This is a genomic window from Streptomyces sp. NBC_01622 (assembly GCF_045209635.1).
Lineage (GTDB): Bacteria > Actinomycetota > Actinomycetes > Streptomycetales > Streptomycetaceae > Streptomyces.
In genome coordinates, this window is the sequence record NZ_CP109293.1 from 6,046,236 (window position 1) to 6,058,655 (window position 12,420).

Annotated in this window: 8 protein-coding genes; 7 read left to right on the forward strand and 1 reads right to left on the reverse strand. The window is 70.7% G+C overall.

Translation table 11 applies throughout. From position 1 onward, the window contains the following. Window positions 1–68: 68 nt before the first annotated feature. Both OH768_RS27820 and OH768_RS27825 read left to right on the forward strand, forming a co-directional pair. Window positions 69–857, forward strand: a complete 789-nt coding sequence (locus OH768_RS27820) for a hypothetical protein (RefSeq protein ID WP_406458042.1) — start codon at window positions 69–71, stop codon at window positions 855–857. Continuing rightward, complete coding sequence (locus OH768_RS27825) at window positions 854–6,289, forward strand: tetratricopeptide repeat protein (RefSeq protein WP_406458044.1); 5,436 nt, start codon at window positions 854–856, stop codon at window positions 6,287–6,289. The genes OH768_RS27820 and OH768_RS27825 overlap by 4 nt, the downstream gene beginning before the upstream one ends. A 746-nt stretch (window positions 6,290–7,035) precedes the next feature. Here the strand turns inward: OH768_RS27825 and OH768_RS27830 are convergent. After that, window positions 7,036–7,701, reverse strand: a complete 666-nt coding sequence (locus OH768_RS27830) for a TetR/AcrR family transcriptional regulator (RefSeq protein ID WP_406458046.1) — start codon at window positions 7,699–7,701, stop codon at window positions 7,036–7,038. Between the two features lie 127 nt (window positions 7,702–7,828). On the opposite strand from OH768_RS27830, the gene OH768_RS27835 reads away from it, so the two are divergent. From OH768_RS27835 to OH768_RS27855, 5 genes are all read left to right on the forward strand, one after another. Continuing rightward, on the forward strand, window positions 7,829–8,764 hold the full coding sequence (locus OH768_RS27835) for an MBL fold metallo-hydrolase (RefSeq protein WP_406458048.1): 936 nt from the start codon (window positions 7,829–7,831) through the stop codon (window positions 8,762–8,764). A gap of 91 nt (window positions 8,765–8,855) precedes the next feature. Beyond that, window positions 8,856–10,466, forward strand: coding sequence for an MFS transporter (locus OH768_RS27840; RefSeq protein ID WP_406458050.1), 1,611 nt, complete (start codon window positions 8,856–8,858; stop codon window positions 10,464–10,466). Beyond that, window positions 10,463–11,407 (forward strand): fumarylacetoacetate hydrolase family protein, encoded by a 945-nt coding sequence (locus tag OH768_RS27845; RefSeq protein WP_406458052.1) that lies wholly within the window; start codon window positions 10,463–10,465, stop codon window positions 11,405–11,407. The genes OH768_RS27840 and OH768_RS27845 overlap by 4 nt, the downstream gene beginning before the upstream one ends. 408 nt (window positions 11,408–11,815) lie before the next feature. After that, window positions 11,816–11,989 (forward strand): type II toxin-antitoxin system VapB family antitoxin, encoded by a 174-nt coding sequence (locus tag OH768_RS27850; protein ID WP_406458054.1) that lies wholly within the window; start codon window positions 11,816–11,818, stop codon window positions 11,987–11,989. Then, on the forward strand, window positions 11,986–12,396 hold the full coding sequence (locus tag OH768_RS27855; protein WP_406458056.1) for a PIN domain-containing protein: 411 nt from the start codon (window positions 11,986–11,988) through the stop codon (window positions 12,394–12,396). The genes OH768_RS27850 and OH768_RS27855 overlap by 4 nt, the downstream gene beginning before the upstream one ends. The last annotated feature ends 24 nt before the right edge of the window (window positions 12,397–12,420 follow it).

Below are 12,420 nucleotides of genomic sequence, written 5' to 3' on the forward strand. Positions count from 1 at the left end.
CCGTTGATTTGCAGGGGATTTGAGTCACGCCGCGTGCTCCCCCTGAAGTACGTGTACCGAGAGGTGTCATGACAGGGAACGGTGTGGACGGGCCGGGCGACGTACGGGCGTTCGGGCGCAGGCCGCTGCTGGCGGTCGACGCGAAGGGATACGGCGGCGTCGACGCGAAAACGCAACGTCAGTTCCAGGAAGCGATCGTGCGGTTGCTGGACGAGGCGGCTGCCACGGCCGAGCTGGACCGCGAAAAGTGGGTGACGCAGGAGGGCGGGGACTCTCTGTTCGCCGTCCTGCCCGCGGACGCCTCCGAGCCGGCCCTGGTCGACAAGTTCACGCGCGCCCTGGACGCCGGTTTGCGCACCTTCAACTTCGGCCGGGAGCGGCAGCCGTGGCTCCGGCTGAGAGCGGCCGTTCACTTCGGCCCGGTGGCGCTGGGCGCCAACGGCTTCGTCGGACGGGCCGCGGTCGAGATCAGCCGCATCCGCGACTGCGCGGCGCTGCGCACTGCCTTGGACCGGGCGCCGTACGCCTGCCTGGCCCTCGCGGTGTCGGCGACCGTCTTCGATGTCGTACGGGAGACGTACACCAGCATTCCGGCGGACGAGTTCCGGCAGGTGAGTGTCGAGGAGAAGGAGCACCGGGGGGAGGCCTGGATCTGGCTCCCGGGCGTCGACGTACGGCAGCTGGACCTGGAGCCGGATCCGCAGGAGACCGCGCCGGGGTTCGGGCCTTCCGTCGGCAACCTGCGCAGTGGGGACGGCAGCGCAGTCGTCGTGGGGCATGGGGGCAGCGCGACGGTCAACAACGGACCTGGAGGTCCGCCCTCCCCGGGCTCCGGAACCTCGGGTGACCAGCCGTGACCGAGAACTCCTCCGGGCAGCACGAGGCGGACGGCGCGGCGGAGGGCCCGGGCCCGAGCGTCAACTACCTGCGCAGCGGCGAGGGCAGCGCGATCGTCGTGGGGCACGGCGGCACGGCGACCGTCACCAACGTCTATGGCACACGCCTGCCCGCGATCGAGGAACTACCCGCCCCGTCCGCTCCCGAGTCCGCATGGCTGATGACGCAGCCCAGCCGCCTGCTGGACGCGCGCAGCCACGTCGTGCCCTTCGTCGGCCGGGAAGCCGAGCTGGAGCGGCTGCGGCAGTGGCGGGACGCCCGAGACGCGCGACTGTCGATCCTGCTGCTGCACGCTCCCGGCGGGCAGGGCAAGACCCGGCTCGCCACGGAGTTCGCCGAACAGTCCCGGAGCCCGGAACTGCCGGCGGCCGAGCGATGGCAGATCCTGCAGGCGGGATTCCGCGGTGTAGTCGGCGTCGGCGCGCCACCGTCGGACGGCGCCTCGGCGCAGGACGGCGCCGAGGCCGGAGTGCTCCTCGTCGTCGACTACGCCGACCGGTGGGCGCACAGCGAACTGGCACGTCTGCTGTCCGATCCCGTGCTCAACCAGGAGCGGCAAACGCGGGTCCTGCTGGTGGGCCGTACCGTCCGCTGGTTCGCCGCCCTGCGCGGTGAGCTCGCCGAACGCCTGGCCGACGCCGACGACCTGCTGCTTCCGTCGCTGGCCGCGGACCGCGCGCGGATGTTCGACGCCGCCCGGGACCGTTACGGCGCCGCCGACCTGTACGGACTGTCGGACACCCCGGACATCGAGCCGCCGGGTTCACTCGACCACCGGGACTTCGGTCTGACGCTGAACCTGCACATGGCAGCCTTGGTCGCCGTCGACGCCCATGCCCACGGCAAGAAGCTGTCGCTCACCGAGCCGCACGAGCTGTCGGCATACCTGCTGGACCGCGAACGCCTGGCCTGGCAGCGGCTCTACGACGCCGGGAAGCAGGGGCAGACCTACCGGACCGACCCCGACGTCATGGCCCAGACCGTGTTCACCGCCGTCCTCACCGGAGCGGTCAGCCACCTCACCGGGGCCCGGGCCCTGCAGACCCTGGACCTGCCCGAACACTCCGGGTATCTCCTGAAGGACCACCGGTTCTGCTATCCGCCCGCCGACCGGTCCCTCGTCCTGGAACCCCTCTACCCCGACCGGCTCGCGGAGGACTTCCTCGGCCTGCTCACCCCCGGCCACGACATCACCTCGTACGAACCCGACCCCTGGGCGAGCGACGTCCCCCGCACCCTGACCGCCGAAAAGGATCTCCGGACCGTCATCGCCCCGCGCGCGGTGACCTTCCTCGCGTCCGCCGCCGGCCGCTGGACCCATGTCCGGGAGAAGGTCCTGTTCCCTCTGCTGCGCGACGACCCCGGTCTCGCGGTCGCCGCCGGCAGCCCCGCCCTCACCACCCTGGCCGCCCTCGGCGACCCGACAGGCCCGGACTCCCCCAAGGACGCTCCCGCAGACCCCGGGCTGCTGGCCGTACTGGAGGCCGTCGAGTCCCGCCTGCCCGAGGACCGCCACCTCGACCTGGACATCGGCATCCTCGCGGTCGTGGAGGTCCTGATCGCCCACCGTCTGTCCACCGCGACGGACCTCGGGGAACGGGCCGGGCTGTACAGCACCCTGGCGTGGCGTCGTGCGAACGCAGGTCGGCGGGAGGAGGCGGTCGCCCCGGCCGAGGAGGCGGTCCGCCTGCACCGGCAACTCGTCGAGGCCGACCGGGACCACCTGGGTCGTTGGGACCACCCGCGTCGTTGGGATCAACCGGATCGTCGGGGCCACCCGGACGATCGAGATCACCCGGAGCACCCGGAGCACCCTGACCACCAGGCCCACCTCGGCCGCCTCAGCGCCCTGGCGACCTCGCTGGCCGGCCTCGGCGACCGGCTGTCCGACGTGGGCCGTCCGGAGGAGGCGCTCTTCTCCGCCGAGGAGTCCGTGGCGATCTGCCGCCGTCTGACCAAGGCCGACCCCGTCACCTATCGACGCAGCCTGGTGAACTCGCTGACCAGCCTCGGCAACCTGTTGTCCGGCCAGGGCCGTCAGGAGGAGGCGCTGGCCGTCACCCAGGAGGCCGCCGACCTCGACCGGCAGCTGGTCGCCGCCGATCCCGCCGCGCACCAGAGCGATCTCGCGGCGTCGCTGGGTCACCTCGGCCTACGTCTGAACGCCACCGGCCGTCAGGAGGAGGCGCTGGCCGCCGCCCAGGAGGCCACCGACCTGTACCGGCAACTGGCAGCCGCCTACCCCGCGGCCCAGTCTCATCACCTGGCTGCGGCGCTGTACAACCTCGCGGGCCCGCTGTTCGACCTGGGCCGTGCCAAGGACGGCATGACCGCTGCCCGGGAGGCAACCGATCTGTACCGGCAACTGGCCGCCGCGAACCCCGCCGCTCACCAGCCCGCCCTGACGCTCGCGCTGCTCCAGCTCAGCACTCTGCTCTCGCACATGGGCCGGCAGGAAGAGGCGCTCGCTCCGGCCCAGGAGGCGGTGGACATCCAACGGGAGCTGGCCGAGAACGGCTTCGGCTCGCACCGCCTCGATCTCGCGAGGTCGCTGAACAACCTCGGCGAGCGGTTGTGGGACCTGGGCGACGAGGAACAGGCCCTGGAGGTCACTCAGGAGGCAATCGACCTGTTCCGACAGGTGGCCATCGTCCACCCGACCCTCGACCTTCCCGAGCACGCGCAAGCACAGCACCGTATGTCCCGTGCCCGGGCGAGCCGCCGGGAGCAGGCCCGGGCCGCCGCGCAACAGGCCACGGATCTGTACCGCCGACTGGACGGAGTCGCCCCTGGCACCGACCTTTCTCCCCTCGCCACGTCGCTGGCCGAGGTCGGCGAAACCCTTGCCGAGGTGGGGCGGGTCGAAGAGGGCATCGCAGCCGTCGAGCGGGCCGCCACTGTCCTCGTCAAAGCTGGCGAACAGCGCCTCGCGGCGGAGCTGCTCGCGAAGTTCGGCATCACGCTGGGTGGGATACAGCGGTTCGAGGAGGCGGTCACCAGCGACGAGCAGGCCGCCGCCCTCTACCGAGAGATCGGCGACCGCGCCGGGGAAGCCATGACGCTGAGCAACCTCAGCACTGTCCTCGCCCGCTCGGAAAGAACCGCCGAGGCCGCCGACGTCGCCGGGCGGGCCACCGCCGCCGCTCGGGAGACAGGTGACTGGCGTCTGGAGGCCCTGGCACTGACCAACCAGAGCAATGCGCTGGCGGCCGCCCAGCGGTACGAGGAGAACGTCACCGTCAGCCGCCGCGCTCTCGCCGTCTTCGAGGAGAGCGGCGGAGTCCAGCCGGGCATCACACTGCACAACCTCGGCTACGCCCTGTTCAAGGTGAGCCGATTCGAGGAGTCCCTCACGCCTCTCCGGATGGCAGCCGCCTCCTATCACCAGCAGGACAAGCTCAGCGGCGAGGCCGATTCCCTGAAATACCTGGGTGAGGCCCTGTACAGGCTCAACCGGTACGACGAGGCAGTCACCGCCATCGAGCGGTCTGCGGCCCTCATGCGCGAGACCGGCCGCTCCGTAGAGGAGGGCGAGGTACTCCGCGGGCTCGCTGCCATCCTGGTCGAGCTGGGGCGATACGACGAGGCCGCCACCGTCGCCAGACAATCCGCCTTCGTCATCGGCGGGACCGACGACCCTCAGTCCGAGGCCCTGGCACTGCTCAATCTCAGCGGTACCGCTGTCGAGACGGGCCGGTTCGCCGAGGCCGCCACCGTGTGCGGAAAGGCAGCCGCCCTCTTCCGTCAGACCGGCGACCACGACGGCGCAGCCCACGCACTGTCCAACCGGAGCGAGGCACTGGCGAAGGCGGAACGGTACGTGGAGGCCGCCGAGGCCTGTGAAGAGGCTGCCGCCCTCTACCACACGACGGGCAACCGCTCACGGGAACGCACGGTGCTGCACGGCCTCGGCAAGAACCTGTTCGCCGCACAGCGGCATGAGGAGGCCATCACCGCGTTCGAACGGGCAAGCGTGGTCTGCCAGGAGACCGGCGAGCGCCAGGCCGAGGGCGAGGCGCTCTTCAGTATCGGCCTCGCCCTCGTGCTGCTGAACCGGATGGAGCGGTCCGTCGCCATCCTTGAGCAGGCCGCAGACATCTTCCGTGAGACCGGCGACCACGGCAGAGAGGGCGCGGCGTCGGAGTACCTCGGCTCCGCGCTGGTCGAGCTGGAACGCACCGAGGAGGCCATCGCCGTCCGGCGGCGGGCCGTCGCGGCGTTCCGCGCTGCGGGAAACCTCCAGGGCGAAGCCTCGACGACAGGCGCACTCAGCTCTGACCTGGGACGAGTAGGCCGATACGGCGAATCCATCGTTGCCAGCAGACGGGCGGTCGAGCTCTACCGGCAGTTGGGTGACGGCGCCAAGGAAGCCAAGGCCTGGAACAACCTCGGGCTCGGTCTGCAGAGCGAGGGGCAGCACGAGGAGTCCGTCACCGCCTGCGACCGGGCCGCTGCCCTCTTCCGCGAGCAAGGCGACCGGCACGGCGAAGCCGACGCGCTGCGTAATCTGAGCCTCGCCCTGTCGTCGGCGGGGCGGGGCAAGGAAGCCATCTCCACCGCGCAGCGGTCCATCTCCTGCTACCGGGAGTCGGACAGCGAGCGCGGCGAAGCCCTGTCGCTCTACAACCTCGGCGAGTTCCTCCTGGGCGAGGAGCGATACGAGGAGGCCGTCACCGTGTACCAGCGAACCGCCGACATCTTGCGGCGGGTCGGTGTCCCCGCCCTCGAAGGCTCCGCGCTCCTCAACCTCTCCCGCGCCCTGCTGGCGCTGAACCGACTTGAGGAAACCGTCGTCGCCTACCGCCGGGCCGTCACCGTGTACGAAGGGACCGACGAGCACGACCGCCAGGCCGGGGCCGGCAAAGATCTCGGCAACACGCTCATGCGGCTGGGGCGCCCGGGCGAGGCCGCCGCCGCATACGAGCAGGCCGCCACCGCATACGGCGCAACGGGCGACGAGTATGCCCAGAGCCTGATGCTGCTCAGCCTCGGCAAGGCGCTCAAGCAGGCCGGCCGGCCCGAGCAGGCCACCGCCGCCGACCGGCGGGCCGCCGCCCTGCGCGACAGGACACCGAGCAGCCTCTCCGAGAGCGACGACCTGCTTATGCGTGGCTTGGATCTCGGGATGGTCGGGCGATACGAGGAGGCCATCACCGTGTTCCGGCGGTATCTCACCGTCAGCCAGGAGACCGGAGACCGGACCGGGGAGGGCTCGGCGCTTCTGCTGCTCGGCGGTCTCCTGGTGGACACGGGGCAGTACGCGGAAGCTGTCCTCGTCAACGAACGGGCCTTCGAATTCCACTGTGTGGAGGGCGACGACGAGAGCTGGCACATAGCCCTGAGCCAGTGGGACAAGGCGAAACGAGGGCTGAGACGGGGCCATCTCGGCTAGTCGGCCGGCTCAGCGAATGCTCAACGCCAAGCAGCCCCCCCGATCCCGATGGGGACCGGCAGAGCCGGCCAGGCGTTGGTGGTCTGTGCCAGGGTTCCGGAGCGGTTCATCAGCAGACCCAGAAGCGGGGCGAGTTGGGTGAGGAGGAGGACCAGGAGCGCTTGGGGCAGCAACCGCAGGGCCGTACGCCATCACCGCCTGGGCCGGCGCCGGGCTGACCGCCGGCCGGTCAACTCGCAAAGGCCGCCGAGGCCCTGACCAAGGCCGTCAAGCACAGTGAGGTGACCCGAACGGAGGGACATGCGCGCCCGCGCCGTCGCCCGCGCCACGAGCACCCCACGAGAGCGCGGCCTCCCCGTGGGAAGGGTGCGAAGCGCGCTGGCAATACACAAGCCCCAGGTCACTGACCTGGGGCTTCAAAAAGAGCGGGTGACGAGAATCGAACTCGCACTCTCAGCTTGGGAAGCGACGCCGCTTGCGCGGCCGCGTGGCTGCCGACCTGCGTGGATTCGCTGTGTCAGCGTCGTTGTGCGGGCCTGATCGCACTCCTGTGGACCGTGGCTGTCCGCTCTTACGGGCACGCCGTGGGCACGGCTTCGACAACAACGGCGTGCACAGGGCCCGAGCGGCGGACCGTGACCGTGCGCTCGGCCGACCGGTGCCACTTGCCCGCTTCCGGGCCGTATGACGGCCGCACGTCGACACCAGGTCTGTTTCGACCCGGCGCATCACCTGGTGGGCCCGGTTCAGCGGCTGGAAGATGCGGCCTTCCCTTCCCGCCCTTCCCGGGCGAGCATGCCGAGCAGGATGACATCGAGGGCGCCGTCGAGGCGGTCGCGCAGGTCGAACGGAGCGGGCTCCGCCCGGATCCAGCGCAGGATCGTGGAGAAATAGCAGGCGGCCAGCATGGCGCCGACCTGTTCGGCGTCGACGCCTGTCCGGAGCTCTCCGCGCTGCCTCCCCTGCTCGACGATCTTCGCCAGTTCGATTTCGAGCGACGCGTCGTGCAGGAGGCTGCCGACCCGGGCCGCGGCGTCCATCAGGATGGTGGTCTCCGCCCGGGAGGCGATGTTGAGCTCGGCCATCTCCCGGAGGTAGCGGCGCAGCCGGTCGCCGACCGAGAGGTCCTGCGCCGGGGACGAGCCGAGTATCTCCGCGACGCGCGCCCGGCGGCGGGCGCCCCACTCCTCCAGGAAGCCGACCTTCTGGGAGAAGTGGTTGAAGACCGTGGCCCGGGCGACGTCGGCGGTCTCCGCGATCTGCTCCATGGTCGTCGTCTCGTAGCCCTGGGAGACGAACAGGTCCAGCGCGGCGGCGTAGAGCTGGTCGCGCACCTGCCGGCGCCTGCGCTCGCGACGTCCGGCGGGCCGAGCGTCCGCCGCGGGTGTGGCTCCCGCCTCCGGGATCTTCATGGCGCTCAGTACAGCACAGGCGTGCAGGAGTCTTGACCGCCGGAGCTCCCATATTTAGATTGCAGTCCATTGATGGACTCCAGTCCATTAATTTCCGGTCCATTGACGGACTCGAACTGGAGGCAACGTGGCTTCCCTGGTTTCTCCCGTGCGCCCGGTCGACCTGGGCCGTGGCTGTCATGCGTGGATCCCGAGCGCCGGCGGCTGGGGAATGAGCAACGCCGGGCTGGTCGTCGGCCAGGGCGAGTCCCTGCTCGTCGACACCCTCTTCGACCTGCGTCTGACCCGGGCCATGCTGGACGGACTGGCACCGCTGACCAACGCCGCGCCCATCTCGACCGTGGTCAACACCCACGGCAACGGCGACCACTGGTTCGGCAACCAGCTCGTGGCCGACGCCGAGATCATCGCGGCCCGCGGATCCCTGACCGACATGCGGCAGGCGGGCCCGGACGAGGTGCGGGCGCTGCTGGCCGAGGACAGCGACGCCGGACGGTACGCCCGCCGGATCTTCGGCCGCTTCGACCATCGCGATGTCCAACCCGTCCTCCCGAACCGGGTGTTCGACGGCGAGACGGTCCTGGACATCGGGGGGACGGAGGTCCGGCTGATCGACGCGGGCCCCGCGCACAGCGCCGGAGACACGATCGTCCACGTCCCGGGCGCCCGGACCGTCTACACCGGTGACATCGTCTTCGTCGGCGCCACCCCCCTCGTCTGGCACGGCCCGTTCGCGTGCGGCCTGGCCGCCTGCGACCTGTTGCTGAGCCTCGACGTGGACACCGTGGTGCCCGGACACGGCCCGGTCACCACCCAGAAGGCCGTCCGGGCCGTCCGCGACTACCTGTCGTACGTCCATGAAGAGGCCACCGCCCGGTTCACCGCCGGGATGCCGGCCGCGGACGCGGCACGGGACATCCGCCTGGGTCCCTTCGCCGGCCTGGAGGAGAGCGAACGCCTCGCGGTCAACGTCTACACCGTCTACCGCGAAATCGACCCCGGCCTGCCTCCGCTCGACGGCCCCCAGCTCTTCGGCCGCATGGCCTGCCTCGCCTGTCCCTGAGCCGCGTCCACCGCGCCGGCCCCATCGACTGCCGGCTCCGTAGCCGCACCCCTCCACGCCGGCCATGACCCGCACCCACGAAGGAGGAGACATGGTCTCCAGCCCCGCCTACGACCCACCCGCCGCACCCCCCGACCCACCCGCCGCCCCGTCCGGCACGCCGGCCGTCCCGCACCCGGGCACCATCGTCGCCGGATGCCTGGCGGTCTGCCTCGCCCAGATCGGGCTCGTCCTGCCCGCCGCGATCAACGGCGTCATCCAGCGCTCCCTGGGGACCTCCGGCGCAGAACTCACCTGGATCACCGACGCGTTCCTCGTCCCCGCCGCGGTCCTGGCGTTGACCTTCGGTGTCGTAGGCGACCTGTACGGCCGAAAGAAACTCCTGGTGGGCGGCGCCCTCCTGGCGGCGGTCGGCTATCTGGTCTCCGCCACTTCCGACTCACCGGCACAGCTGATCACCGGGCAGGCGCTGTCCGGCATCGGCGCCGCGGCCCTCTTCCCCGCCTCCCTCGCCGTGATCACCGCCGGGACCCCGACGCCGGCGGCCCGCGCCCGGGGACTCGCCTCCTGGACCACCGCGCTGTCCCTGGGCGCCCTCATCGCTCCGCTGCTGTCCGGCGCGGTCGTCGAACACGCCTCCTTCCACTGGGCGTTCGCGGCCGCAGGCGTCCTGGCGGTCGTCACCGCGGCCGTGGCCTGGCGGCTGGCCGCGGAATCGAGCGCACCCGAAGGCCGCTCACTGGACTGGCCGGGGCAGATCACCATCGCCCTCGCCCTGCTGGCCCTGCTCTACGGCATCATCCAGGGCCCCACCGACGGCTGGGGGTCGGTGACGGTCGCCGGCTCCTTCGCCGTCGCCGCGGTGATGCTGGGGGCGTTCATCGCGGCAGAGTCGCGCGGCACGTCACCGATGCTGCGCCTGGAGCTGTTCCGCAATCCCGCGTTCTCGACCTCGGCCGCCATGGCGGTGATCGGCATGTTCGGTTTCCTGGGCGGCGCGTACGACCTGAGCATCCGGCTCGGTGTCATCCAGCACCAGAGCCCGCTGCGGGTCGCGGTGTCGTTCCTGATCATCCAGGCCGTCACCCCGCTCATCTGGCCACTGCTGGTCCGCCTGCTCCAGCGGGTGGGACCGGGCCCGATGCTGGTCACCGGCTTCGTCTCGCTGGCCGTGGCCCAACTGTGGCTGCGCGCAGTGCCGGTACACGAGACCGGGATCCCCGCCCTGCTGGGGCCGCTCGTGCTCAGCGGCGTCGGCTTCGGACTCGTCGTCGCCGCCATCACCGCCGCCGCCGTCAACGCCGTACCACTCCACCTCACCGGCATGGCCGCCGCGACCACCAGCCTGGTCCGCGACCTCGGCCAGACCCTCGGTCCTGCGGTCGTCGGCGCCGTCGCCCTCGCCACGGCCACCCACCAGCTGACCGGCAGCCTCGGCGCGGCGGCCCTCACCCCCGCCGAACACGGCACGGCCGCGGCCGTCCTCGACGCAGGCGGCCCGCTCGCGCTGCACACCGCTGACCTGGGTCCGCTCAGCGCCAAGATCGCCCCACTCACCGAACGGGCCCTGGCGGCCGGATACGGCGATGTCCTCCTGCTCACCGCCGGAGCCTGCGTGATCGCCGCCGTGATCGCCGCCGTGAGCCTGGGCGTCAGGCCGCGCGGCGCCGCCCCGGCCCAGCCGGAAGAGAGCCGGTCATGAGGTTCGCGACCTTCCTGCACGGCGGCCGACGGCAGTCGGGAGTCGTGGTGGACGACAAGGTCCACCCCTTCGAAGTCCCGGCGGAACTCCTGGAGTTCATCAAGGCGGGAGAGGACACCCTGCGCACGGCGGCAGCGGACGCCCTGGCAGGTACATCGCCCCTGCCTCTGGCAGACATACGACTGCTTCCCCCGCTACAGCCGCCCACGGTGCGGGACTTCGTCACCTTCGAACGTCACGTGGAAGGCATGGCGCGGGGCCACGGCGACACCGTCCCCGAAGAGTGGTACGCGGCCCCCACGTTCTACTTCACCAACCCCTACGCGATGCTCGGCGCTCACGACGACGTGCACGTCCCGCCCGGCTGTGAGCGCTTCGACTTCGAGCTGGAAGTAGCCGCCGTCATCGGCAAGGCCGGCCGCGACCTCGGCCCGGACCAGGCCCGCGAGCACATCATCGGCTACACGATCCTCAACGACTGGTCCGCCCGCGACCTGCAGGGCCGCGAGATGAGAGTCGGCCTGGGCCCGGCCAAGGGCAAGGACTCCGCCACCACCCTCGGCCCCTGGCTGGTCACCGCGGACGAACTCGAACCCCACCGCACGGCCGACGGTCTCCTGGACCTCCACCTCACCGTCGCGGTCAACGGAGTGACGGTCGGCCAGGACCGTCTCGCCAACATGTCCTGGACCTTCGAGGAGATGACGGCCTACGCCTCCCGCGGCACCTGGGTCCGCCCCGGCGACGTCCTGGGCTCCGGCACCTGCGGCAACGGCGGCTGCCTGGCCGAACTCTGGGGCCGCCACCGCATCCTGGAACCACCTCCGCTCACTCCCGGAGACACGGTCACCATGACTGTGCAGGGGATCGGAAGCGTCAGCAACACCGTCATCGAAGGCGTGCCGCCCATACCCGTGCCACGCGCCCGTCACAGACTCTGATCCGGGGACAAGAAGCCGCACCACCAAGCCGCCGTCAAGCGCTCCACACGACGAACGGACCCCAGGTCACCGGCCTGGGGTTTCACATGGAGCGGGTGACGAGCATCGAACTCGCACTCTCAGCTTGGGAAGCGACGGAGCTTGGGCGGTCTCTGTGGCTCCGATCTGTACAGATGCCTTCCCATGGGATGGTCGCGCGGGTCGGATCGCACCGCTGTTGACCGTGGTTGTCCGCTCTTAAGGGCACGCTGTGGGCACGGGCGCCACCAGCAGCCGGGCCATACGTGCGCGCGACGCTTGCGCCGACCGGACCGCATCGTCTCGTGTGTTGATCTGGAGTGTCCGTCGCGACTGCACAGGCCGGGATCCGGCACTCAGACTTGGACCCCGTGGATGTTGGTGCGCGCCATGGCTCTGTCCAAGGTCAGGACCAAGAAGGAGGCGGTCAATCTCGCTCTGCACTTCTACGCCGAGCAGCAGGAGCGTGCGGCGCGCATCAGCCGTCACTTCGAGCGTGCGCGTGAGTGGGGTGCCGTCGAGGACGCCGAGCGCCTGCACCGGGCGGAGAAGCACAGCCGGTGATCTACTTGCTCGACACGTCCGGCCTGGTCCGGCTGCTGCGCGATCCAAAGCTGCAATCGGCCTGGTACGACGCGATCGATGCCGGGGCCATCGCATCCTGCTATGCGCAGCGTGCCGAGTTCCTGTACAGCGCCCGGAACGGTCGCGAGTACGACGAGATCTCGGAAATGTTCACTGACCTCTACCCCGACGTCCCGGTGCCGAAGAACGCAGGACGCTGGATCAGCGCGGTCCAACACCGCATGGCCCAGGCCGGAGAGCATCGCGGTGCCTCGGCCGTGGACCTCGTCATCGCCGCCACCGCGGCCCACCACGGCCTGGTTGTCCTCCACGACGATGCCGACTACGGCACTGTCGCCCGGCACGCATCCGACCTGACCGAGCACAACATCCACGACATCGCCTGAGGCGCTTCGCCGCCCCGGCAGGTT

Excerpts from the sequence above, each read along its gene's own strand:
- OH768_RS27840 (WP_406458050.1), top strand. The coding sequence starts at position 8,856 with ATGGTCTCCAGCCCCGCCTACGACCCACCCGCCGCACCCCCCGACCCA.
- OH768_RS27845 (WP_406458052.1), top strand. The coding sequence starts at position 10,463 with ATGAGGTTCGCGACCTTCCTGCACGGCGGCCGACGGCAGTCGGGAGTC.
- OH768_RS27830 (WP_406458046.1), bottom strand. The coding sequence starts at position 7,701 with ATGAAGATCCCGGAGGCGGGAGCCACACCCGCGGCGGACGCTCGGCCC.
- OH768_RS27820 (WP_406458042.1), top strand. The coding sequence starts at position 69 with ATGACAGGGAACGGTGTGGACGGGCCGGGCGACGTACGGGCGTTCGGG.
- OH768_RS27850 (WP_406458054.1), top strand. The coding sequence starts at position 11,816 with ATGGCTCTGTCCAAGGTCAGGACCAAGAAGGAGGCGGTCAATCTCGCT.